At 73.5% G+C, this 22933-nt stretch carries 20 protein-coding genes and 1 pseudogene; 11 read left to right on the forward strand and 10 right to left on the reverse strand.

Annotated features, from left to right (window positions below; translation table 11 throughout):
* Nucleotides 1-3: 3 nt before the first annotated feature.
* From QT381_RS04460 to QT381_RS04470, 3 genes are read right to left on the reverse strand one after another with little or no spacing between them, the layout of a single operon-like run.
* On the reverse strand, nt 4-951 hold the full coding sequence (locus tag QT381_RS04460; RefSeq protein WP_289247530.1) for a DMT family transporter: 948 nt from the start codon (nt 949-951) through the stop codon (nt 4-6).
* Nucleotides 952-960: 9 nt separating this feature from the next.
* Nucleotides 961-1620, reverse strand: a complete 660-nt coding sequence (locus QT381_RS04465; protein ID WP_289247531.1) for a GNAT family N-acetyltransferase — start codon at nt 1618-1620, stop codon at nt 961-963.
* Entirely contained in the window at nt 1620-2906 is a 1287-nt protein-coding gene (locus QT381_RS04470; protein ID WP_289247532.1) for an adenylosuccinate synthase, read from the reverse strand. The genes QT381_RS04465 and QT381_RS04470 overlap by 1 nt, the downstream gene beginning before the upstream one ends.
* 115 nt (nt 2907-3021) lie before the next feature.
* Between QT381_RS04470 and QT381_RS04475 the strand changes: the two genes are divergently transcribed.
* Genes QT381_RS04475 through QT381_RS04485 form a run of 3 tightly spaced genes read left to right on the forward strand, consistent with a single transcriptional unit; the run spans nt 3022 to nt 6622 of the window.
* Nucleotides 3022-3657, forward strand: coding sequence for a TetR/AcrR family transcriptional regulator (locus QT381_RS04475; protein ID WP_289247533.1), 636 nt, complete (start codon nt 3022-3024; stop codon nt 3655-3657).
* Entirely contained in the window at nt 3654-4313 is a 660-nt protein-coding gene (locus tag QT381_RS04480; RefSeq protein WP_289247534.1) for a hypothetical protein, read from the forward strand. The genes QT381_RS04475 and QT381_RS04480 overlap by 4 nt, the downstream gene beginning before the upstream one ends.
* Nucleotides 4310-6622, forward strand: coding sequence for a YhgE/Pip family protein (locus tag QT381_RS04485; RefSeq protein WP_289247535.1), 2313 nt, complete (start codon nt 4310-4312; stop codon nt 6620-6622). Before QT381_RS04480 ends, QT381_RS04485 begins: the two co-directional genes overlap by 4 nt.
* A 227-nt stretch (nt 6623-6849) precedes the next feature.
* On the opposite strand, the gene QT381_RS04490 is transcribed toward QT381_RS04485, so the two are convergent.
* Nucleotides 6850-7503 carry a TrmH family RNA methyltransferase gene (locus QT381_RS04490; protein WP_289247536.1) on the reverse strand — a complete coding sequence of 218 codons (654 nt, stop codon included), beginning with the start codon at nt 7501-7503 and terminating at the stop codon, nt 6850-6852.
* A 195-nt stretch (nt 7504-7698) separates the two neighbouring features.
* Here QT381_RS04490 and QT381_RS04495 point away from each other — a divergent pair, with 195 nt between their 5' ends.
* Both QT381_RS04495 and QT381_RS04500 read left to right on the forward strand, forming a co-directional pair.
* Nucleotides 7699-8577, forward strand: a complete 879-nt coding sequence (locus QT381_RS04495; protein WP_289247537.1) for a DNA-methyltransferase — start codon at nt 7699-7701, stop codon at nt 8575-8577.
* Nucleotides 8578-8587: 10 nt separating this feature from the next.
* Complete coding sequence (locus tag QT381_RS04500; protein ID WP_289247538.1) at nt 8588-9400, forward strand: HAD-IIA family hydrolase; 813 nt, start codon at nt 8588-8590, stop codon at nt 9398-9400.
* A gap of 58 nt (nt 9401-9458) precedes the next feature.
* On the opposite strand, the gene QT381_RS04505 is transcribed toward QT381_RS04500, so the two are convergent.
* On the reverse strand, nt 9459-11465 hold the full coding sequence (locus QT381_RS04505) for a septum formation family protein (RefSeq protein WP_289247539.1): 2007 nt from the start codon (nt 11463-11465) through the stop codon (nt 9459-9461).
* Nucleotides 11462-12007, reverse strand: coding sequence for an orotate phosphoribosyltransferase (pyrE, locus tag QT381_RS04510; RefSeq protein WP_289247540.1), 546 nt, complete (start codon nt 12005-12007; stop codon nt 11462-11464). The genes QT381_RS04505 and pyrE overlap by 4 nt, the downstream gene beginning before the upstream one ends.
* Before the next feature lie 212 nt (nt 12008-12219).
* Between pyrE and QT381_RS04515 the strand changes: the two genes are divergently transcribed.
* A complete protein-coding gene (locus QT381_RS04515; protein WP_289247541.1) occupies nt 12220-13065 on the forward strand; it encodes an exodeoxyribonuclease III in 846 nt (281 codons plus the stop codon).
* 76 nt (nt 13066-13141) lie between these two features.
* Here the strand turns inward: QT381_RS04515 and QT381_RS04520 are convergent.
* The 4 genes and pseudogenes from QT381_RS04520 to QT381_RS04535 form a co-directional block, all read right to left on the reverse strand.
* Nucleotides 13142-13309: pseudogene (locus tag QT381_RS04520) on the reverse strand (LacI family DNA-binding transcriptional regulator); the annotation flags it as partial.
* A 7-nt stretch (nt 13310-13316) separates the two neighbouring features.
* A complete protein-coding gene (locus QT381_RS04525; protein ID WP_289247542.1) occupies nt 13317-14237 on the reverse strand; it encodes an AEC family transporter in 921 nt (306 codons plus the stop codon).
* Between the two features lie 706 nt (nt 14238-14943).
* Nucleotides 14944-15660 (reverse strand): DNA alkylation repair protein, encoded by a 717-nt coding sequence (locus QT381_RS04530; protein ID WP_289247543.1) that lies wholly within the window; start codon nt 15658-15660, stop codon nt 14944-14946.
* A 37-nt stretch (nt 15661-15697) separates the two neighbouring features.
* The gene (locus QT381_RS04535) at nt 15698-17179 is read right to left on the reverse strand and encodes a glycosyltransferase family protein (RefSeq protein ID WP_289247544.1); all 1482 of its coding nucleotides are present in this window, start codon (nt 17177-17179) and stop codon (nt 15698-15700) included.
* 211 nt (nt 17180-17390) lie between these two features.
* On the opposite strand from QT381_RS04535, the gene QT381_RS04540 reads away from it, so the two are divergent.
* The 5 genes from QT381_RS04540 to QT381_RS04560 all read left to right on the forward strand — a co-directional run bounded on the left by QT381_RS04540 (nt 17391) and on the right by QT381_RS04560 (nt 22931).
* Nucleotides 17391-18821: a DUF6421 family protein gene (locus QT381_RS04540; RefSeq protein WP_289247545.1), complete on the forward strand. Its 1431-nt coding sequence runs from the start codon at nt 17391-17393 to the stop codon at nt 18819-18821.
* A 77-nt stretch (nt 18822-18898) separates the two neighbouring features.
* Nucleotides 18899-20179 carry a sensor histidine kinase gene (locus QT381_RS04545; RefSeq protein ID WP_289247546.1) on the forward strand — a complete coding sequence of 427 codons (1281 nt, stop codon included), beginning with the start codon at nt 18899-18901 and terminating at the stop codon, nt 20177-20179.
* A complete protein-coding gene (locus QT381_RS04550; protein WP_289247547.1) occupies nt 20176-20841 on the forward strand; it encodes a response regulator in 666 nt (221 codons plus the stop codon). The genes QT381_RS04545 and QT381_RS04550 overlap by 4 nt, the downstream gene beginning before the upstream one ends.
* Before the next feature lie 120 nt (nt 20842-20961).
* On the forward strand, nt 20962-21846 hold the full coding sequence (locus tag QT381_RS04555) for an ABC transporter ATP-binding protein (RefSeq protein WP_289247548.1): 885 nt from the start codon (nt 20962-20964) through the stop codon (nt 21844-21846).
* Nucleotides 21843-22931: an ABC transporter permease gene (locus QT381_RS04560; RefSeq protein ID WP_289247549.1), complete on the forward strand. Its 1089-nt coding sequence runs from the start codon at nt 21843-21845 to the stop codon at nt 22929-22931. The genes QT381_RS04555 and QT381_RS04560 overlap by 4 nt, the downstream gene beginning before the upstream one ends.
* The last annotated feature ends 2 nt before the right edge of the window (nt 22932-22933 follow it).

A 22933-nucleotide genomic window follows, 5' to 3' on the forward strand; every position in this document is an offset into this window, starting at 1 on the left:
GCGCTAGACCGGGGGCCTCGCGGCAGCACGCCGCGGGGCCCTCGCCCGTTCGGGCGTCGGCGACTCGCGCTGCGCTCCGCCGCGCTGCGCGAGCAGGATGCCCACGATCACGACGATCGCCCCGAGCGGCTCGTGCCACGAGATCGCCTCGTGCAGCACGATGACGCCGAGCACGACGCCGACCACCGGGGTCAGGTAGGTCACGGTCGACGTCGCCGTCGGCCCCCAGGCGGCCATGACGTTGCCGTTCCACACGTACGCGAGGCCCGTGCCGAGGATGCCGAGCGCGAGCAGGGAGCCGACCACCCATCCGTCGAGCCGCACGGGGGTGAGCGCGATCGCGGGCGTGAGCACCGCCATGACGACCCCCGCCGAACCGATCGTGAGCGTCGCGTAGCGCACGCCCGAGACACCGTGCGGCAGGATGAACCGCTTCGCGTACGCCCCCGAGAACCCGTAGCAGAGCGTCGCGCCGAGACACGCGAACTGCCCGAGCAGGTCGCCGCCGAGCTGCGCCTGCCAGGGCGCGATGATCAGGACGACCCCGAGGATGCCGAGCCCCACGCCGAGCAGCTGCGGGGCCGAGACGCGCTCGACGCGGAACACGAGCACCGCCATGATGACCGTCATGATCGGCGTCGTCGCGTTGTAGATGCTCGCGAGCCCGCTCGTCACGTACTGCTCGGCCCAGGAGAACAGCAGGTGCGGGATGACGCAGAACGTCACTCCGAGCACGAGGAAGTGCAGGTAGAGCCGCGGGTTCCGCGGCAGACGGATGCGCGCCACGAGCACGATGACGACGAGGGTGAGCGTGCCGAGCAGCAGGCGCGTCCACGCGACCTGGGCGAACGACAGGCCGCCGAGCGCGACCTTGATGAACAGGAAGCTCGCGCCCCAGGTCACGCCCATCGCGACGAACTGCGCGGCGGTGGACAGGGTGGAGCGAGGCACCCCTCGACGCTAGTGCTCGCCTCCGACGCCGTCCGGCGAGAAACGGACGGGCTCTGCACCGAATCCCGCCAATCGCGCCTCTAGGCCGGCGCGCACCCGCGGCCAGTCGTCGATGATGATCGAGAACACGGCGGTGTCGCGCCAGGTGCCGTCGGCGCGACGCTTGTCGCGCCGCACGAGGCCCTCGAACGTGGCGCCGAGCTTCGCGATCGCGGCCCGGGAGCGGGCGTTGAGCTCGTCCGCCTGGATCTTCACGCGGCCGAACCCCGCGTCGAACGCGGCGCCGAGCAGCAGGAGCTTCGCCTCGGGGTTCACCGCGCTGCCCCAGACGCGGGGGTCGTATGCGGTCCAGCCGATGTGGGCGTGCTCGTTGGGCTCGTCGAAGTCCGCGAGCGTGCTCGTGCCGACGAGCGCGCCGGCATCCGGTCCGCTCGCGAGCCGCACGGCGTAGACGTTGCCGCGACCCCACGAGAAGGCCGTGGCCGCCCACGCGACGAACTCGTCGAGACCGGCGCGGTATCCGGCCGGTCCTCCGCCGAAGCCGCCCGCGAACACCTCGGGGCGGCCGATCGCCGCGTGCAGGGCGGGCAGGTCGGCATCCGTCAGCGCGTCGAGGCGGATGCGGCGGCCGACGAGGGGCGCGGACGGATCGGGGCGAACGGCCGACATCAGCCGATGAGGGGGTGGCGCTCGATGACCGCGTCGCGGCCGGGACCGGTGCCGATGACCGAGATGCGCGTGCCGCTCAGCTGCTCGATCGCGAGCACGTAGTCCCGGGCCGCGGACGGCAGGTCGTCGAACGAGCGGGCGCCCGAGATGTCCTCGCTCCAGCCGGGGAACTCCTCGTAGATCGGCGCCGCGTGGTGGAAGTCGGACTGCGAGACGGGAACCTCGTCGACGCGCTCGCCGTCGACGTCGTACGCGACGCACACCGGGATCCGCTCGAGGCCCGTGAGCACGTCGAGCTTCGTGAGCACGAGGTCGGTGAGGCCGTTGACGCGGCTCGCGTAGCGCACGATCGGCGCGTCGTACCAGCCCGTGCGGCGCGGCCGGCCGGTCGTGGTGCCGAACTCGAAGCCGCGGCTGCGCAGCCACTCCCCGGACTCGTCGTGGAGCTCGGTCGGGAACGGCCCCGCCCCGACGCGCGTCGCGTAGGCCTTCGCGATGCCGATGATGCGGTCCAGGCGCGTCGGCCCGACGCCCGAGCCCGTGGACGCGCCACCCGCGGTCGCGCTCGACGACGTGACGAACGGGTAGGTGCCGTGGTCGACGTCGAGCATGGTCGCCTGGCCGCCCTCGAACAGCACGTTCTCGCCGCGGTCGAGCGCCCGGTTGAGCAGCAGCGCGGCGTCGCCGACCATCGGGCGCAGCCGATCGACGTACGACAGCAGGTCGTCGACGATCTCGTCGACCGCGATGGCCCTCCGGTTGTAGACCTTCACGAGCAGGTGGTTCTTCTGCTCGAGAGCGCCCTCGACCTTCTGGCGCAGGATGTTCTCGTCGAAGAGGTCCTGCATCCGGATGCCGACGCGGTTGATCTTGTCGGCGTACGCCGGTCCGATGCCGCGGCCCGTGGTGCCGATCTGCCGCTTGCCGAGGAAGCGCTCGGTCACCTTGTCGAGCGTGCGGTGGTAGCCCGTGATGACGTGGGCGTTCGCGCTGATCACGAGGCGCGACACGTCGAGGCCGCGCGCGACGAGCGCCTCGAGCTCGTGGAACAGCACCTCGATGTCGACCACGACGCCGTTGCCGATGACGGGCGTGACGCCCGGCGTGAGGATGCCCGAGGGCAGCAGGTGCAGCGCGTACTTCTGGTCGCCGATGACGACGGTGTGTCCGGCGTTGTTGCCGCCGTTGAACTTGACGACGTAGTCGATGCTGCCGCCGAGCAGGTCGGTCGCCTTGCCCTTGCCCTCATCGCCCCACTGGGCGCCGACGATCACGATGCCTGGCATGGCGGAGCCTCTCGTTAGGAAACGGGATTACACCCGATTCTATCGGGCCGGGCACTGAGCACCCTCGGCAGAAAATTGCACACGAGTGTGCAAGATCGGAGTATGCTCGGATGCCATGACCGACACCGCGCGCCCCCGCAGCGATGCCGCCCGCAACCGCGAGCGCATCGTCGAGGCCGCGCGCGTCGAGCTCAACCGCGATCCGGAGGCGTCGCTCGACACCATCGCGACCGCCGCGGGCATCGGCCGCCGCACGCTCTACGGCCACTTCGCCACGCGCGACGCCCTGCTGCAGGAGCTGCTCGACCGCGGTGTCGCCCGCGTGCTCGCCGCGTTCGACGCGGACGCCGTGCGTCCGCATCCGGACCCGGTCCTCGACCTCTGCCTCATCGCCGTGACGCTCTGGCACGAGGTCGAGTCGACGCGCGTCATGACCCTGTTCGCCGTGCGCGGGCCGTTCCGGTCGCAGACCATCGCGGCGCTCGCGCGCGTGCGCGCTCGCGCCCTCGACGACGTGCGCCGCGGACAGGCGGGCGGCGGCATCCGCACCGACATCGACGACCGCACGCTCGCCCACCTGCTCGAGGAGGGCATCCTCACCGTGCTCGACGAGGCCACCACCGAGGGCCTCGACGACGAGACCGTGCACGGCGTGCTGCTGCGCCTCGTGCTCGGCCTGCTCGGCCTGGGCTGGCGCGACGCCGCCGCCCTCATCGACTCCACCCCCGCGCTCACCTGGAGAACCGCATGACCACCCTCGCCCTCACGGCCGTCGCCCTCGGATCGGGCGCCGCCGCCGAAGTGCCGCCGACCACCCTCGGCGCGGTCGACGGCGCCGTCACCGTCGTCGCCGTCGAGACCGACGAGCGGCCCATGCTGCTCTCGCTGCTCGCGGCGGGTCGCATGACCCCCACCGCGGGCACGGTCGCGATCGACGGACGAACGGATGCCGCGCACCTGCGCCGCGCCGTCGCCCTCGTCGACACCCCGTTCGTCGCCGAGCCCGTGCCCGGTGTCGCGCTCGCGACGATCGTGCGCGAGGAGCTCTCGTTCGCGGCACGCCCCACCTCGCGCTCGGCGGTCGACGCCGAGCTGGCCCGCCACGGGCTCGGCGAGCACCGCACGGTGCCCATCCGCGCCCTCGACACGGCCGACCGCATCCGACTGCTCGCGGAGCTCGCGCTGCTGCGACCAGCCGTACGCGCCCTCGTGCTCACCTCGCCCGAACGGCACGGCGGCGATCCGGGCGACTGGTTCGCCGCGCTCGCCGCCATCGCCGAACGGGGCCACGTCGTGCTCGTCGTGACGGATGCGCCCACGCGCGACCGCCTCATCCGTCTCGGCGCGGTCCCCGCGACCGCGCAGCCCTCATCCGCGCAGCCCTCGAACCAGGAGTCGTCGAAGTGAAGATCCTCCCCCTCGTGCGCGGCGAGTTCGCCCGCATCTGGTCCTCGCGCATGGGCCGCCTCTCGCTCGTCGCCCTCATGACGACGCCGCTGTTCTACGGCGGCCTCTACCTGTGGGGCAACCAGGACCCGTACTCCAACCTCGACCGCGTGCCCGCCGCCCTCGTGGTCGCCGACACCGGTACGACCGTCGACGGCTCGGCGGAGAACTACGGCCGCGAGGCGGCCGACGCGCTGCTCGACGACGGCTCGTTCGGCTGGCACGAGGTGAGCGCGACGGATGCCGCTGCGGGCGTCGAGAACGGAACGTACGACTTCGCGCTCGAGTTCCCGGCGGCGTTCTCGACCGACCTCGCGTCGGCCTCGTCGTCGGGCTCGTCGTCGGACTCGGGCTCCGGCTCGTCGTCGGACTCGGGCTCCGGGTCGGCGGCCGCGGACCCGGTACGCGCATCCCTCGTGCTGCGCACCAACGACGCCAACAGCTACCTCTCGACGACCATCGCCAAGCAGGCCGCCGCGACCGTGCGCACCGAGCTGCTCACGCAGGTCGGCTCGGCCGCGACGCAGACGCTGCTCGACTCGATCGGCGAGATCCGCGACGGCGTCGTCGACGCATCCGACGGCGCCGCGAAGCTCGCCACCGGCGCCTCGGACGCCGCCGACGGCGCGTCCTCCCTCGCCGACGGCACCGGGAGGCTCGCCTCGGGCGCGGCCGAGCTCGCCGACGGCACCGCCCGGGTGTCGTCGGGCGCCGCCGACCTCGCGTCGGGCGCGACGAGCCTCTCCGGCGGAGCGAAGAAGCTCGCCTCGAACGCGGCGACGCTCGCCTCCGGCGTGTCGTCGGCCGACCGGGGCGCCGCCGACCTCGCGACCGGAACCGCCCAGCTGTCGACCGGGGCCGCCACTCTGTCGTCGGGCCTGGAGACCATCGACACGTCGGTGGACGGGCTGCCCGCGTCGGCGAGCGCCCTCGCCACCGGCGCCGACCAGGTGTCGACCGGGATCGCGAACGCCGCGACGAGCTCGACGCAGCTCGCGACCGGCGCCGGCCAGGTGAGCTCCGGCCTCGCCGCGTTCCAGTCGGCCGTCGGCGCCGCGCTGCCGCCGTCCGCGCAGACGCAGCTCGCGGCCCTCGTCGCCGGGGCGCGCTCGGCGAGCTCGGGGGCGGCCCAGCTCGCGACCGGGCTCGGCACCCTCTCCGACGGCGCGACCCGGGTGGCGACGGGGGCCGGCGCCCTGTCCGCATCCGCGCCCGCGCTCGCGAGCGGCGTCCACTCGGCCGCGACCGGGGCGTCGGACCTCTCGTCGGGCGCGGCGACAGCCGCATCCGGTGCCGCGAGCCTGCACGCCGGCACGCGGAAGCTCGCCGCGGGCACCACGAAGCTCGCGGCGGGCGCGACGAAGCTCTCCGCGGGGGCATCGGATGCCGCCGACGGCGCGTCGAAGCTCGCGACCGGGGCCGCGTCCGCGGCATCCGGTGCGTCCACGCTGTCGGCGGGAGCCGCATCCGCCGCATCCGGAGCCGACTCGCTCGCCTCGGGCACGACGACGCTCTCGAGCGGCGCGACGAAGCTCTCCGACGCGCTCGCGGACGCGGAGCATCGGATCCCGGCGCAGACCACGGCGCAGAGGAAGGCGATCGCGGATGACGTGGGCGACCCGGTCGCGGTCGACCAGAAGGCGGTCACCGAGGCGTCGAGCTACGGCGCGGGCCTCGCGCCGTTCTTCGTGAGCCTCGCGGCGTGGATCGGCATCTACGCGCTGTTCCTCATCCTGCGGCCGCTGTCGCGCCGCGCGCTCACCGCGGTCAACCGGCCGTTCCGGGCGGCGTTCGCGGGCTGGCTCGCCCCGGCCGTGCTCGGCACCGTGCAGATGGTGGCGCTGTTCGGCATCCTCACGCTCGCGCTGCACCTGCCGATGGCGAACCCGGTCGGCGTGCTGCTGTTCATGGCGCTCACCTCGGTGACGTTCGCGGCGGTCGTGCTCGCGCTCAACGCGCTGCTCGGCTCGGTGGGACAGTTCCTCGGGCTCATCCTCATGCTCATCCAGCTCGTCACGGCGGGCGGCACGTTCCCGTGGCAGACCCTGCCCGCGCCGCTCGCCGCGATCCACCAGGTGCTGCCGATGGCGCACGCGGTCGACGGCATCCGCTCGCTCATGTACGGCGGATCGAGCGCCCAGCTGTGGGGCGCGGTCGGCGTGCTGCTCGTCTGGTTCGCGGGCGCCCTGCTCGCGGCGGTGCTCGCGGCGTGGAAGCAGGCGCGCTCGCGCTCGCTGCGCGAGGTGCGCCCGGCGGCGATCGGCGGCTGACCCCGCCCCGCCCCGCTCGCCCGGCCTCGCCCCGCCCCGCCCCGCCCGCTCGCCCGGCCCGGCCCCGCCCGCTCGCCCGGTGCAACGGATTTCACGGAGATCGGTGGGCTTCACCCCACACCGTGAGGCATCCAGGGCCTCGGCGACGCGAATCTCCGTGAAATCCGTTGTACCGGGCGGGGGGCCGGGCGGGCAGGGGGCGGGGGCCGGGGGGCCGGCGGGGCGGGTCAGGCGCGGGCGTGGAGGCGGATCCACTCGTGCATCACGATCGCCGCCGCCGCGCTCGCGTTGATCGACCGGGTCGAGCCGAACTGGCGGATCTCGACCACGTCCGCGGCGGCGGCGAGCGCCGCATCCGTCAGGCCCGGTCCCTCCTGGCCGAACAGCAGGATGCAGCGCTCCGGCAGCGGCGCGGCGTCGACCGGGTGCGACCCGGGCACGTTGTCGACGGCGACGATCGGCAGGCCGGCGCTCGTCGCCCAGGCGGCCAGGTCGTCGATCGTCTCGTGGTGCCGGATGTGCTGGTAGCGGTCGGTGACCATCGCGCCGCGCTTGTTCCAGCGACGGCGGCCGACGATGTGCACCTCCGCCGCGAGGAACGCGTTCGCCGTGCGCACGATCGACCCGATGTTCAGGTCGTGCTGCCAGTTCTCGATCGCGACATGGAACGGATGCCGCCGCGCGTCGAGATCGGCGACGATCGCGGCCACGGACCAGTACCGGTACCCGTCGCCGACGTTGCGCGTGTCCCCGTGCTCGAGCAGCTCGGGGTCGTACCGCTCCTCGGTCGGCCAGGCGTCGCGGCCGCCGGGCCACGGTCCGACGCCGTGCGTGCTGAGCTCGTGGCTCGGGTTGTCGCGGGGCGTCGCGTGCTCGTCCACGCCTCCGACGCTAGCGACTTCCCGCCCGCGGGACCGGCCCGGTCGACGATGCGCCGGCCGACCGGTCGCCCTCGTCGGGGGCGAGTCGCTGGCCGATCGGTCGCCAAGCCAGCGTCCGTCGAGCGCGGAATCGCCGGGACATCCGTGAGATCCGTTGCGGCGCGGGCGCGCGCCGGGCCTGTTAATCTCGCGAGCGTGTGGACCCCGGACTCGCCCGACCTCGTCATCGAGGGCGACAACCTCGCCGCGACCGCGACCCTCCCCGACGGCGCGTTCCAGCTCGTCTACCTCGACCCGCCGTTCAACACCGGGCGCCCGCAGCGTCGGCAGACGATCACCACGACGCGCACGACGGATGCCGCGGGGCCCGGCTCCCGCGTCGGGTTCAAGGGCCTCGCCTACGAGAGCGTCAAGGGCGCGCTGTACCGCTACGACGACGAGTTCGCGGACTACTGGGACTTCCTCGAGCCTCGCCTCGCCGAGGCATGGCGGCTGCTCGCCGGCACCGGCACGCTCTACCTGCACCTCGACTGGCGCGAGGTGCACTACGCGAAGGTCGCGCTCGACGCGCTGTTCGGCCGGGAGTGCTTCCTGAACGAGATCATCTGGGCCTACGACTACGGCGCCAAGTCCCGCCGCAAGTGGCCGACGAAGCACGACACGATCCTCGTCTACGTGAAGGACCCGGTCGCCTACTTCTTCGACAGCGCGGCCGTGGACCGCGAGCCCTACATGGCACCCGGCCTCGTCACGCCCGAGAAGGCGGCGCGCGGCAAGCTGCCCACGGATGTCTGGTGGCACACGATCGTGTCGCCGACCGGCCGTGAGAAGACCGGCTACGCGACCCAGAAGCCCGAGGGCGTGCTGCGGCGCATCATCCAGGCGAGCTCGCGCCCCGGCGACTGGGTGCTGGACTTCTTCGCCGGCAGCGGCACGACGGGGGCGGTCGCGGCATCCCTCGGCCGGCGCTTCGTGCTCGTCGACGAGAATCCGGATGCCGTGGCCGTCATGCGCGCCCGTCTCCCCGCCGCGGCACGCTTCGCCGCGATCGGCGCGGAAAGGCTGGGTGGATAGAGTGACCGGCATGAACCACCGCGGCGAGATCGAGTGCTGGCTCACCGACATGGACGGCGTGCTCGTGCACGAGAACGCCGCCATCCCCGGCGCCGCCGAGCTGCTGCAGCAGTGGCAGGACACCGGCGCCCCCTACCTCGTGCTCACGAACAACTCGATCTTCACGCCGCGCGACCTGAGCGCACGGCTGCGCTCGAGCGGCCTGCACGTGCCCGAGGACCGCATCTGGACGAGTGCCCTCGCGACCGCCGACTTCCTCGCGAGCCAGATCCCGGGAGGATCCGCGTTCGTCATCGGCGAGGCCGGCATCACGACGGCGCTGCACGAGGCCGGCTACATCATGACCGAGACCGCCCCGGACTACGTCGTCGTCGGCGAGACCCGCAACTACTCGTTCGAGGCGATCACGAAGGCCATCCGGCTCATCAACAACGGGGCGCGATTCATCGTCACGAATCCGGATGCCACCGGCCCGTCCGCCGAGGGCGTGCTGCCCGCCACCGGCGCGATCGCCGCGCTCATCACGAAGGCGACCGGCAAGGAGCCCTACGTCGTCGGCAAGCCGAATCCGATGATGTTCCGCAGCGCGATGAACCGCATCGGGGCGCACAGCGAGAACACCGCGATGATCGGCGACCGGATGGACACCGACATCATCGCGGGCATCGAGGGCGGCCTGTACACGATCCTCGTGATGACGGGCATCAGCGACCAGACCGAGATCGACCGCTACCCGTTCCGGCCCGACGAGGTGCTGCCGTCGGTCGCGTCGCTCGTGGCGGCCGACCCGATCGAGACCGAGAACTTCGAACCCGAGCTCTGACCCGCGGGGCGGGGCACGTCGCGGGACGGGTCCGCACCGCCGACCGGGCCCCGCGTCTTTACGGGGCCGGAGTCTCCGACGCGGAGCCGGATGCGGCATCCGTCGCCCCGACCGCGAGCGAGCCCTCGATCGGCTCGCCGCTCGATCGTGTGACGAAGCACGCGACCGAGTGGTCGCCGCCGTCCCACGCGGCCTGGTCGACGGCGTAGCTCGCGGCGAGCTCGAGGTCGTCGTACTCCTGGGCCGCGCCGTAGTCGATGAGCTTCGCGCTCGTGCACGCCTTCGTCGCGGCCGCGGCCATCTTGTCGCCCGGGTAGGCGTCGGCGGCGACGGTCGTGATCGCGACCAGCTGGGCGGCGTGCGGTGTCGCGCAGTCGACGACCGTGTAGTCGTCCTCCCACGCCGAGACGAACGGGTCGAGGCACTCGCTGCCCGCGAGATCGGCGAACGGATGCTCCCCCGGCTTAGCCGGCCCGACCGGCGGCGGCGCGGTGGTCGGCCCCGCCGACGGCGTCGAGGCCGCGGTCACCGGGCGCGCGGCGCCGGCACGCGAGCCGAGGGCGAAGGCGAGCACGACCACGAGCGCGGCGAGCACGACCGCCGCGACGATGAGCAGCACGATCTGGGGCGACACCCGGCGCGACCCCGCCGCGCGCACGGCGCCGGGCCGTGCATCCGGGGACGCCGCGCCCGACGCCCGACGCTCGACGCGCGGCTCGCGGGCGTCGCGGACCTCACGTCGCGGGATCTGGGCGAGGAGCGGCTCCTCGTCGTAGTGCTGGAACTGCTCGTCGCCGAACAGCGCGTCGAGCGGAGAGTCCGGTCCGCCCGCGCGCGGCGGCGGGGGCACGGCCGCCGTGACCGGTGGCGGTGCCGCGGTCGTCGATTGCGGCGAGAGCGCCTCGGTCGCGCCGTCGAGGGCGGGGTCGACGGCGGGTGTCCCCCATGGCAGACGCGGCGCGGGAGGAGCCGCGGGCTCGACGAGCGGCGGCGGGACCGGGGGGCCGGGGGTCCCGGCGCCGGGCACGGGCGCTGCTCCCGGCACGGGCGCCCCCGGCACGGGCACGCCCGACGGGGGAGCGCCGAAGCGGGCTGGATCCGCTGCGGAAGCCTCCGGCGCGGCACCGCCGGGCACGGCGCCCGTCGGTGGGGCGCCTCCGGGGCCGACGCCCGCCGGACCGATGCCCGCCGGGCCGACGCCCGCGGGACCGACGCCCGCCGGACCGACGCCTCCCGGACCGTTGCCGCGCGAGGCATCCGTCGGGTCCGGAACCGGGCCGGCGGCGTCGGCCGCGCGTGACCCGTAGGTGCTCGCGGGTGTCTGCCAGGGTGCGCCGCGCTGCACGTCGTAGGCCTGGGTGGGCTCGTCCCAGGCGGGGCCGGAAGCGGATGCCGCGGCGTCCGCCCCCGACGAGTCGGCTGGAGTCTGCGCGGTGCCCGGCCTCGGCGCCGGCCAGACGGCGGGCTGCGTCCAGGCCTGCGTCGGCTGGTCCCAGGTCGCGGCCGGCGGCTCCGGGGAGGCCGTCGACTCCGGGGGGACAGTCGGCTCGGGCGAGGCGGTCGGCTCCGGGGGAACGGTCGGAGCGGGGTACGCGGGCGGCAGCGACGGGCCCGGCCCGGCGGCCGGAGCGGCCGGCGTCGGCTGGCCCGGCAGGGGGTAGCGCGGCACGGACGTGTCCGCATCGGGCACGGGCGGGTACTGCCGGGTCGGCTGGCCGAAGTTCGCCGGCGCACCGGGAGCGGATGCCGCGGGCCAACCCGACGGAGCACCCGGCTGCGGCGGCACGGCCGACGCGGGCGGCACAGCCGACACGGGCGACGCAGGCGGCACAGCCGACCCAGGCGGCACGGCCGACACGGGCGACGCGGGCGGCGCAGCCGACGCGGGCGGAACCCCGGGCGGCGCCGGCACCTCGCCGGCGGGCCGAGCGCTGTCGGGCCGCCCCGTCAGGAAGGCGAACGGGTCGGCGGGGGCGGGCGCCGCATCCGTCGCCTCGTCCGGCTCCGGATTCTTCGGCGTCAGTCCCCAGTGGAAACTGTGCGGCTTCGACGACTCGTCGGTCACGCGAGCCCCAGGTCGGCGAGCCCGACGGCCGCGAAATACGGGTATCCCGCGGCCTCGATGGTCTCCTTGGCGCCGGTCGCGCGGTCGACGATGACGGCGACGCCCGCGACGATCGCGCCGACCTTCTCGAGCGCCTCGATCGCCTTGAGCGGGGAGCCGCCCGTGGTCGACGTGTCCTCGAGCACGATGACGCGCTTGCCGGCGAGGTCGGGTCCCTCGACCTGGCGTCCGCGACCGTGGTCCTTCGGCTCCTTGCGCACGACGAACGCATCGTAGCCGTAGCCGAGCGCGGCGCCCTGGTGCAGCACGGCGGTGGCGACCGGGTCGGCGCCCATGGTGAGGCCGCCGACGGCCGCGACGTCCGGGATGTCCTTGATCAGGTCGACCATGACGCGGCCGATGAGCGGGGCGACGCGGTGGTCGAGGCTCACGCGGCGCATGTCGACGTAGTAGGTCGCCTTCTTGCCGCTCGTCAGGGTGAAGTCGCCGTGGAAGACGGCATCGGCCTTGATGAACTCGATCAGCTGCTCGCGGTCGGACACGCGCGCCAGGCTACCCGACCGCCCTCCCCGCCGAAAACGCCGCCCGCGTCCCGAAAACGCCGCCCGCGTCCCGAAAACGAAGGAGAAGCGGATGCCGCGGGCCCGACACGCCGCGACGGGGCCGCGCACCGCATCCGTTCTCCTTCGTTTTCGGTGGGGCACGGGGACGCCTCCCGCATCGCCGGTCGCCGCTCGCCGCTAGCGTTGAGCCCATGCGCGTCGCGACCTGGAACGTCAACTCGATCCGTGCCCGCGTGACCCGCACCGTCGACTGGCTCGTGCGCGAGGACGTCGACGTGCTCGGCATGCAGGAGATCAAGTGCAAACCCGAGCAGTTCCCGGTCTCCGCGTTCGAGGACGCCGGCTACGAGCTCGTCATCGAGGGCCACAGCCAGTGGAACGGCGTCGCGTTCGCGAGCCGCCTGCCGATGACGGAGGTCGAGACGCACTTCGCCGGGCAGCCGGGCTTCCTCAAGGGGCACGAGGGACCCGACCTGCCGATCGAGGCGCGCGCGCTCGGCGTGACGGTCGGCGGCATCCGGCTGTGGTCGCTCTACGTGCCCAACGGGCGGGCGCTCGACGACCCGCACTACGTCTACAAGCTCGACTGGCTCGCCGCGCTGCGCGCCGAGAGCGAGCGCTGGATGGCGGCGCACCCCGGCGCGCCCCTCGCGCTCATGGGCGATTGGAACATCGCGCCGACGGATGCCGACAACGGCGACCCGACCGTCATCGAGGGCGTCACGACCCACGTCTCACCGGCGGAGCGCGCCGTGTTCGCGTCGTTCGGCGACATCGGCCTGACGGATGTCGTGCGCCCGCTCGTGCCCACCGGCTACACCTACTGGGACTACAAGCAGCTGCGCTTCCCCCGCAACGAGGGGCTGCGCATCGACTTCGTGGTCGGCAACGGTCCGTTCGCCGACCTCGTGACGGATGCCGCCATCCACCGCGAGGAGCGCAAGGGAGAGGCGCCGAGCGACCATGTGCCGGTCGTCGTCGACCTGCTCGACGACGCTCTCGCCGAGGGTGACGACGACCGGCCGATGATCTTCTAGGTCCGGTGGAGCCCCGCCCGAGCACGGTGAAGGCGCGCTTCGACGACAGGCTGCGTCCGCGCGACGACGGGACACAGCCGAGCTCGTCAGCCGTCGCACGCACGCGCCGTCGGGTGCTGTCCAACACACCGGCCCGATCGTTCAGGGCTGCCGGCGCCGAACTGATCGCGACGCCGGCCCGTTCGGCCACGTCGACGATCGTGACGGGTCTGGTCGTCCCCGCACCCTTCCGCCGGGCGGGCATCGACCGACTACGCGAGCAGCGCCGCCGCGAGCACGAGGATCGGCACCGAGCCGATCGTCGTGACGAGCACCGTGTCGCGCACGACCACGAGCCCTCGGCCGTAGCGCTGCGCGAACACGAACACGTTCTGCGCGCTCGGGAGGCCGGCGAGCAGCACGACCGCGAAGAGCTCCTGCCGCTCCAGGTGGAACACGAGCGCCCCGAGCACCCAGGCGAGCACCGGCATCACCACGAGCTTCAGGAACGAGGCGATCGCGACATCCGTTCTCCCGGTGCCGGGACGCAACGGGCGCTGGCCGCGCAGCGAGATGCCGAATCCGATGAGCACGAGCGGCACGGCCGCGCCGCCGATGATCGCGAACGGCTGCAGCACGGCATCCGGAACCGGGAGGTCGAACACCGAGATGAGCACGCCGACGACGGATGCGAGGAACAGCGGATTGACGAAAGGCCTGGTGATCGCGCGGCGCAGCGACCGCCGCTCGCCGGTGATGGTGTCGAGAGCCGCGAGCAGGAGCGGCTGGAAGATCACGAGCTGGAACAGCATCACGGGCACCGAGTACGCGGCGTTGCCGAGCACGTAGGCCGCGACCGGGAGCCCGATGTTGCCCGCGTTCTCGTACGCCGCGGCCGCTCCGGCGAGCAGCGCCTCCGGTGCACGGCGGCGGAACACGAGCGTGAGCGCGAGCACCGCCGCCGCGAACGCGACGATGGCCGCGACGCTCGTGATGACGAACAGTGCCGAGAACAGCCGGTGCACATCGGCGTCCGCGAGCACTGTCACGAGCAGGCACGGGTTGAGCACGAAGAACACGAGCCGGCTGATCGCCTGTGGCCCGTGCGCCCCGATCAGCTCGAACCGCCCGACGAGGTACCCGACGAGGATGACGACGCCGATGATCGCGAACCCCGTGAGTACCCCCGCCACGCCTCCATCCTCCCGCGCCCGGCGTGCCGAATGCGCCCGGATGACACCCCGCCGGTCGAGGAGCGCGGCACCCCGGCCCGCCGGACGAGGAGCGCGCGGCGTCCCTCCGCTGGTCGAGGAGCGCGCGACGTCCCTCCGCTGATCGAGGAGCGCGCGACGCAGTCGCCCGCGTCTCGAGACCACAACAACCCCACGCCAGCGCATGGTCTCGAGACGCCGACTCGCTCCGCTCGCGGACTCCTCGACCACCGGCCAAACCGATCAACGCAGCGCGGCACCCCGGCCCGCCGGTCGAGGAGCGCGCGGCGTCCCTCCGCTGGTCGAGGAGCGCGCGACGCAGTCGCCCGCGTCTCGAGACCACAACAACCCCACGCCAGCGCATGGTCTCGAGACGCCGACTCGCTCCGCTCGCGGGCTCCTCGACCACCGGCCAAACCGATCAACGGAGCGCGGCACCCCGCCGGACGAGGAGCCCGGCACCCCGGCCCGCCGGTCGAGGAGCGCGCGGCGTCCCTCCGCTGGTCGAGGAGCGCGCGACGCAGTCGACCGCGTCTCGAGACCACAACATCCCCACGCCAGCGGATGGTCTCGAGACGCCGACTCGCTCCGCTCGCGGGCTCCTCGACCACCGGCCAAACTGATCAACGCAGCGCGGCACCCGCCGACTCGCTCCGCTCGCGGGCTCCTCGACCAGCGGCCGAGTCCGTCAGCGCTGCGCGCGGTAGCGGGCGCGGTCCTCTGGCGGCAGGTGCTCGGTGGCGTAGGAGAGCGTCGTGCGTCCCATCGCGGCCGCGTGCGCGTCGAGGAAGGCGATCAGCTGCTCGCGCGAGACGCGCTTGCCGACCTCGCGCAGCATCCAGCCGACGGCCTTCTGGATGAGGTCGGTGCGTTCGCGCAGCATCCGTTCGGCGAGCTCGAGCGTCGTCGAGCCGTCGCCCGCCTTGATGAACGCGAACGTGGCGACGATCGCGATGCGGCGCTCCCAGAGGATGTCGCTCTTCGCGAGCGCGAACAGCGCGTTGCGCGGGCGCTCGAGCAGCCACTCGCCGAGGATGAACTCGGCCGAGGCGTCCACGAGGTCCCAGTTGTTCACCCGCTCGAGGCGCGCCGCGGTGAGGTACTGCTCGACGATGCGCTCGCGCGCCGGGTCGTCCGACGCCGCGCGGAACTGGAGCACGAGCACGAGCAGCGCGACCATGCGCTCCTCGTGGACCCCGCTCCACAGCAGCGCGTCGATGTCGCCGGGGTCGAGAGTCGCGAAGCGCCGCGCGATGCGCCGCGCCGCGGGCATGTCGACGCCGACGAACACGTCGCCCTCGCCGTACTCGCCGGGACCCGTCTTGAAGAACCGCGCGGCCGAGATGGCGCGGCCGTCGTCGGAGGCGTCCGCGACCGCCGCGCGGACCTCGTCGAGGCTGGGCACGACGCTCAGCCTAGGATCAGTCGGCAACGCTCAGCAGTCAGGCGCGATCGAACCGCAGCACGGCGTCGCGCCCGTGGCGCGTCTCACCGCGGAGGCGGTATCCGGCGTCGCCGAGCGCCGCGAGGTCGCTCGCCTGCGGCCCGAGGTACGCGACGTACCAGACGCGCGCGCCCCCCGACGCGAGGGACCGGCGCAGCGCGTCGCCCGCGAGGGCGGTGCCGCGCAGCCCGTCGCTGTCGCGGAAGTCCACGTCGACCCCGAGGTCGACGAGACCCTCGACATCACCCGGGTAGGCGTACCCGATCTCCCGCGGCAGGCGCCACGCCGGCGCCGCCTCGTCGTACAGGATGCCGTCGCCCGGCCGGGCGTCGCGGGCGAGCTGGGCGGCGACCGAGGCCCAGTCGCTGCCGTCCTTCGCGCCGGGCTGGCGCTCGGCGGCATCCGCCGGCACCGCCGCCGCCACGACGACCACGAGCAGCAGGACGCCCAACCACGCCCGCCGGGCGAGCACGCGATCGACGAGCCAGCCGACCGCGAGCGCGACGCCCGGGGCGGTGAACGTCAGATAGCGCGGCGTGAACACGGGCACCGCGAGCGTGAGCAGCAGAATCACGACGATCGGCACGACGACCCAGACCGCGGTGGCGATCCCGAGGGCGCGGGCGGCGTCGCCCGCCTCGGAAGCGGCGACCGCATCCGTCGCCCTCTGCGTAGCAGACCGAGAACGGATGCCGCGCGCGATCGCGAGCGCCGCAGCGGCGAGCAGCGCGCACCAGCCGACCACGGCCGGCAGCGGTCGCAGGAACCACGGCTCGACGAGCGCGTCGAGCACCGGCTCGCGCGAGCCGTTGACCCAGCCGATCTGGCCGCGCTGCGCGATCGCGACCACGACGACCGGCGCCGCGAGCAGCACGCCGAGCGCGGACCACGCCAGCACGCGAAGAGCGTGTCGGCGACCGGCGAGCGCCGCCGCGACGATCAGCGGCACCGCGACGAGGAGCGCCGTGTACACGAACGCGAGCATCGACAGCGCGAGCACGACGACGTAGAGCACGACCGATCGGCGGCGCGGCGCGGGACGCGCGATCCCGAGCGCGGCGACCACGAGCCACACGGCGAGCGCCGCGCTCAGCGCCGACGAGCGCGCCTCGGTCGCCGCCCACGACAGCCGCGGCAGGGAGACCACCACGACCGCGGCGAGCACGCCCCACCGCGTGCGGCCGGCGCGGCGTCCGAGCACGACGACCCCGGCCGCCGCGGCCCCGATCGCGAGGGCGCTGAGCGAGCGTGCGGCGAGCGGGTCGACCCCCGTGACCCCGAGCCAGAGGTGCAGCAGCGCGTAGTAGGCGCCGTGCACGCCGTCGGCGTGCAGCAGCATCCGCGCGAGCGAGGGCCAGTCGCGCTGGGCCGACATGAGGCTCACCGCCTCGTCACCCCACGCCGAGGGCACCCCCGCGCCGACGAGCGAGATCGCCGCGGCCCCGACACCGAGCGGAGCGGCGAGCGCGGCGGTCCTCACGCGCTCACGCTAGGGCACCTGCCGGTTGCGGGGGGCGGGGCCGCGTGCGCGCAGGATCGGAGCGCGAAGGCGCACGCGCGTTCGAGACCCGGGGACCGCCCGCAGCAAACCCGCGCGCGGGCGCAACCAAACGCATCCGTTCTCTCTCTAGCGTGGAGGTGACGCCGGATTCCTGCACGCGTCGCCCTGCCCGACGAAGGAGAAGGCCGCCATGACGCTCGCCGACACCGCCCGCGCCGGCGCCACCCCCGGCACCGCCGGCACCGCCGCCGCCGAGGCCACGCCCGCCGCCGAGCTCGCCGCCGACCCGGCCTGGGCGGCCCTGCGCGACGCCGCGACGGCGATCGCGATCACGCAAATGCAGGATGGCAGCGTGCCGGATGCCGCGGGTCGCCCGGAACTCCGCGGTCACGTCGAGACGATCACCGCCTCGGTCCTGCATTTCCGTGATGCGCTGCCCCACGACGCGGCCTACCTCGACGCGCTCGTCGCCGATCTTCGGCGCTGGGCCGACGGGGGGTTCGGCGTGCCCGACTTCCACGACTCGCTCGTCGCGTTCCGCCCGGAGCTGCACCGGGTCGACGGACTCGCGCACCTCGTCGTGTTCCCGATGTACACGCAGAACGGCAGCCCCGACCGCCGCCTCGAGGCCCTTCTCGTCGAGGTGATCTGGCCCGCGTTCATCGCCGAGCTCGAGCAGACCTGCACGAACGCGCTGTTCGTGCCGATCCGCTTCGTCGACTTCACCGCCGGCTACGACACGAACTCGGCGGTGCTGTTCCCCGAGACGGTCGCTATGCGCGCGATCCCGACGTTCACGTGGGGCGCGATCTTCGCCGACCGCGAGGCAGCACGGTTCCGGCGCGTGGTGACCGCGGCATCCGGGATCACGAAGCTCGAGCTGCCGGATGACGCGCGCCGCCTGCTCGACGACCAGGCGACGGCCGAGGAGACCTTCGTGATGTGGGACCTCATCCACGACCGCACGCACATGCGCGGCGACCTGCCGTTCGACCCGTTCATGATCAAGCAGCGGATGCCGTTCTTCCTCTACTCGCTCGAGGAGCTGCGCTGCGACCTCACCGCGTTCCGCGAGGCCGTGCGGCTCACTCGCGCCGAGGGCACCGACGAGGCTCCGACGGGCTCGGCCGACGTGATGAGGGACCGCGCGCAGCTCGTGCAGTACGCGATCCTGTTCGACCGCATCTTCCGCTTCCCGCTCACGGGCAGCCGCATCCGCAACTACGACGGGCTCGGCGGTCAGCTGCTGTTCGCCTGGCTGCACCAGCGCCACGTGCTGCGCTGGACGGATGTCGCCCTCACCGTCGACTGGAACGCCCTGCCCGAGGCGGTCATCGCCCTGAGCGACGCGATCGACGAGCTGTACTGGCGCTCGATCGACCGGCCGAAGCTCGCGCACTGGCTCGCCGCGTACGAGCTCGTGCGCGGCACCCTCGCGCCGCATCCGGCGTCGCGCTGGGCGCGCGGACTGCCCGACGAGGTGCTCGCCGGACCGCCGAAGGGCTACACGGATGCCGTGCTCGACGACGAGTTCCCGCTGTCGATGTTCTACGAGGCGCTCGGCAAGAAGCTCGCGGGCGTCATCGAGTCGACCGCGGGGATCACGGGCGCGACCGCCTGACGTGCGTCAGGCGTCCCCCGGCCGGGCTCCCCCGCGCGACGGAGGCGCACGGCATCCGTTGCTCCTAGCGTGGGGGCATGACGTCTGAGTGGGTGCGGCCGGCTCCCGACCGGCAGGGTGCGCGACGGGATGCGATCATCGCCGTCGCGCTCGGCGTCGGCATGGGCGTGCTCGCGCTGCTCTACGCGCGCATGGGCCTCTACCCCGATCCGGCGCCGGTGTGGGTGTCGGCGATCGTGATCGCCGCGCACACGCTGCCGCTCGCGCTGCGCCGCCGCTTCCCGGCCACGGTCGCCGTCGTCATCTCGCTCGCGTTCTTCGCGGCCCAGCGCCTGCACGTGCCGGAGCTGCTCGTGACGAACATCGCGCTGTTCCTGGCGCTCTACACGCTCGGCGCGTGGGGTCGCGATCGCCGCCGCGCGCTCGTCGTGCGCGCTCTCATCATCGTCGCCATGTTCGTGTGGATCGTCGTCGAGCTGCTCGTGTCGTTCAGCGATCCGAGCTACGGCTCGGGCCTGTCCCGCGGCGGCGTGTTCAGCCAGTACGCGGCGCTCGCGATCGTGCAGTTCCTCACCAACGCGCTGTACTTCGGCGCCGCCTACGTCTTCGGTGAGTCGTCGTGGCGCGCGGCCCGGGGCCGCGAGGAGCTCGAGGCCCGCACGGTCCAGCTCGCGGCCGAGCGCGAGCGCGCCGGACGCCAGGCCGTCGCCCTCGACCGGGTGCGCATCGCGCGGGAGCTACACGACGTCGTCGCGCACCACGTCTCCGTGATGGGCGTGCAGGCCGGCGCCGCGCGGCGCGTGCTCGACACGGATCCCGAGCAGGCACGCGCCTCGCTCGCCGCGATCGAGTCGAGCGCCCGATCGGCCGTCGACGAGCTGCACCGCCTGCTCGGCACGCTGCGCGCGGACGACGGCGCGACGGATGCGGCGGCACCGAACGCCGGCTCGTCGACGCTCGGCATCGCCCAGCTGTGCGAGCTCGTGGAGGCGTCGAGCGATGCGGGCGTGCCGACCACGCTCGCGACGGTCGGCGCCCCGCGGGTGCTGACCCCCGTAGCCGGTTACGCGCTGTACCGCGTGGCGCAGGAGGCGCTCACGAACACGCGCAAGCACGGCGGGGCGGGCGTGACGGCGGATGTGCGCATCCGCTTCCTTCCGAGCGGCGTCGAGCTCGAGGTGGCCGACACCGGTCGCGGCACCGCGCCGCACGACCCCGCCGGCCTCGGCCTCCTCGGCATGCGCGAGCGGGTCGCCGCCGCGGGCGGCGCCCTGCACACCGGGTTCCGCACGCGCGGCGGGTTCGTCGTGCGTGCCACGATCCCGGAGTCCGCCGGCACCCCGGAGTCACGGCGATGACGACACGCGTGCTGCTCGCCGACGACCAGGAGCTCGTGCGCGCCGGCTTCCGCATCATCCTGAACTCCGAGCCGGGCATCGCGGTCGTCGGGGAGGCCGCCGACGGCGCGGACGCCGTGCGCCTCGCCGCCGACCTGCGTCCCGACGTGATCTGCATGGACGTGCAGATGCCCGGCACCGACGGTCTCGAGGCGACGCGCACGATCGTCGCCGCCGATCCGCGCGCGGCGGTGCTCATGCTCACGACCTTCGATCGCGACGACTACCTGTTCGCGGCGCTCGACGCCGGGGCGAGCGGGTTCCTGCTCAAGACGGCGAGCCCCGAGGACCTCATCGCGGCCGTGCAGGTCGTCGCACGCGGCGACGCGCTGCTCTCGCCGAGGGTCACGCGACGGGTCATCGAGCGCGCCTCGGCCGACCGCGGCCACGCGCCCGCACCCGCCGCCCGGATCGACGAGCTCACCGACCGGGAGAACGAGGTGCTGCTGCTCGTCGCCGAGGGGCTCTCCAACGCGGAGATCGCCGCGCGCCTCGTCGTCGGCGAGGCGACCGTCAAGACCCACGTCTCCAACGTGCTGCGCGGGCTGGGGCTGCGCGATCGCATCCACGCCGTCATCTACGCCTACGAGAACGGCCTCACGACCGGCACCGCCGAGCGCTGACGGACCCAGAGCCCTGACGGACGCCGAGCGCTGACGGCGCCGCCTCCCCCGCGCGGCGGAGGCGCATGACCCGTCCGCGGGCGGAGGCGCGCGCGGCATCCGCTGCCTAGCGTGGACGGCATGCTGCGGATCGAGGGAGTGACCCGGCGCTTCGGCGACCGGACCGTGCTGGACGACGTGTCGTTCGACGTCGGCGGCGGGCGGATGACGGGGTTCGTCGGCGGCAACGGCGCGGGCAAGACGACGGCGATGCGCATCATCCTCGGCGTGCTCGCACCGCACGCGGGACGCGTGACGCTCGACGGCGACCCGCTCGACACCGCGCGTCGCGCGCAGTTCGGCTACATGCCGGAGGAGCGCGGCCTGTACCCCAAGATGCGGGTGCGCGAGCAGATCGCCTACCTCGGCCGGCTGCACGGCATGCCGAAGTCCGCCGCCGAGAAGAGCGCCGACGGGCTGCTCGACCGCCTCGGCCTCGCCGAGCGACGGAACGACAAGCTCGAGGACCTCAGCCTCGGCAACCAGCAGCGCGCGCAGATCGCCGCGGCGCTCGTGCACGAGCCCGAGGTGCTCGTGCTCGACGAGCCGTTCTCCGGCCTCGACCCGATGGCCGTCGAGGTCGTGCTCGGCGTGCTGCAGGATGCCGCGAGACGCGGCGCGCCGGTGCTGTTCTCGTCGCACCAGCTCGACATCGTCGAGCGGCTCTGCGACGACCTGGTCGTGATCGGCGACGGGCGCATCCTCGCCTCCGGGTCGCGCGAGCAGCTGCGGGCCCGCTACGGCGGCTCGCGCTACGAGCTGCAGTCCGCGGGCGACGTCGGCTGGCTGCGCGCCGAGCCCGGCGTCGGGGTCGTCGAGTTCGACGGCGGCTACGCGCTGCTCGAGATCGCCGACCGCGCGACGGCGCAGCGCGTGCTGCGCCGCGCCGTCGACGACGCGCCCGTCGATCGCTTCGGCCCCGTGCTGCCCACCCTGACCGAGATCTTCCGGGAGGTCGTGCGATGACCACGCGATACGTTCCGCCCACGTTCTGGCCCGGGGTGCGCCTCGTCGCCGAGCGCGAGCTCTCGACGCGCCTGCGCTCGAAGTCGTTCCTCATCTCGTCCGCGATCCTGCTCGCGGCCGTGCTCGTCTCGGTCGTCGTCGGCTCGATCGCGAGCGCGAACCCGTCGCGCACGACGCTCGCGGTCGCCGGCCCGATCACCGCGAGCATCCCGTCCGGCGCCTTCGACGTCACCGAGGTGACGGATGCCGCTGCCGCGGAGCAGCTGGTGCGAAGCGGCGACGTGGATGCGGCCGTCGTCCCCGACGACTCGGCCGCGGGCGTGCGCGTGATCGCGCTCGACGAGACGCCGGCCGACGTCGTCGCGGCGTTCAGCATCCGTCCCGACGTGCAGCTGCTCGACGCGACGGCCGCCGACCCGGCGATCGCCTACTTCGTGGCGCTCGGCTTCGGCGTGGCGTTCTTCATGGCGGCCATCACGTTCGGCCAGACGATCGCGCAGTCCGTGGTCGAGGAGAAGCAGAACCGGGTCGTCGAGATCCTGATGGCCACGACGCCCGCGCGCGTGCTGCTCGCGGGCAAGATCCTCGGCAACTCGATCCTCGCGTTCGCGCAGATCGCGCTCATCGCCGCGGTCGCCGGCGTGGGCCTCGTCGCGACGGGACAGGACGCCCTGCTGGCCGGCATCGGTCCGTCGATCGTCTGGTTCGTCATCCTGTTCGTGTTCGGCTTCGTCATGCTCGCCGCGCTCTACTCGGCGACCGCGGCGCTCGTCTCGCGGCAGGAGGACCTCGCCTCGGCCGTCTCGCCGGTGACGATGCTCGTGATGATCCCGTACTTCCTCATCGTGTTCTTCAACCAGAACGACACGGTCGTCGCGATCATGTCGTACGTGCCGTTCTCGGCCCCGATCGGCATGCCCGTGCGGATCTTCCTCGGCACGGCGCAGTGGTGGGAGCCCCTCGTCGCGCTCGCCGTGCTCATCGCCACGACCGTCGGGATCGTGGCCGTCGGCTCGCGGGTCTACGCGGGCGGTCTGCTGCGCACGGGCGGCCGGGTGAAGGTGCGCGAGGCGCTGCGCGGCTGACC

The organism is Galbitalea sp. SE-J8, from assembly GCF_030345695.1.
In the GTDB taxonomy this organism is placed as follows: Bacteria; Actinomycetota; Actinomycetes; order Actinomycetales; family Microbacteriaceae; genus JAUASV01.

Coding starts and splice junctions, on each gene's coding strand:
- QT381_RS04550 (WP_289247547.1), top strand. CDS start 20,176: ATGACGACACGCGTGCTGCTCGCCGACGACCAGGAGCTCGTGCGCGCC.
- QT381_RS04475 (WP_289247533.1), top strand. CDS start 3,022: ATGACCGACACCGCGCGCCCCCGCAGCGATGCCGCCCGCAACCGCGAG.
- QT381_RS04500 (WP_289247538.1), top strand. CDS start 8,588: ATGAACCACCGCGGCGAGATCGAGTGCTGGCTCACCGACATGGACGGC.
- QT381_RS04555 (WP_289247548.1), top strand. CDS start 20,962: ATGCTGCGGATCGAGGGAGTGACCCGGCGCTTCGGCGACCGGACCGTG.
- QT381_RS04465 (WP_289247531.1), bottom strand. CDS start 1,620: ATGTCGGCCGTTCGCCCCGATCCGTCCGCGCCCCTCGTCGGCCGCCGC.
- QT381_RS04480 (WP_289247534.1), top strand. CDS start 3,654: ATGACCACCCTCGCCCTCACGGCCGTCGCCCTCGGATCGGGCGCCGCC.
- QT381_RS04545 (WP_289247546.1), top strand. CDS start 18,899: ATGACGTCTGAGTGGGTGCGGCCGGCTCCCGACCGGCAGGGTGCGCGA.
- QT381_RS04540 (WP_289247545.1), top strand. CDS start 17,391: ATGACGCTCGCCGACACCGCCCGCGCCGGCGCCACCCCCGGCACCGCC.
- QT381_RS04515 (WP_289247541.1), top strand. CDS start 12,220: ATGCGCGTCGCGACCTGGAACGTCAACTCGATCCGTGCCCGCGTGACC.
- QT381_RS04470 (WP_289247532.1), bottom strand. CDS start 2,906: ATGCCAGGCATCGTGATCGTCGGCGCCCAGTGGGGCGATGAGGGCAAG.
- QT381_RS04560 (WP_289247549.1), top strand. CDS start 21,843: ATGACCACGCGATACGTTCCGCCCACGTTCTGGCCCGGGGTGCGCCTC.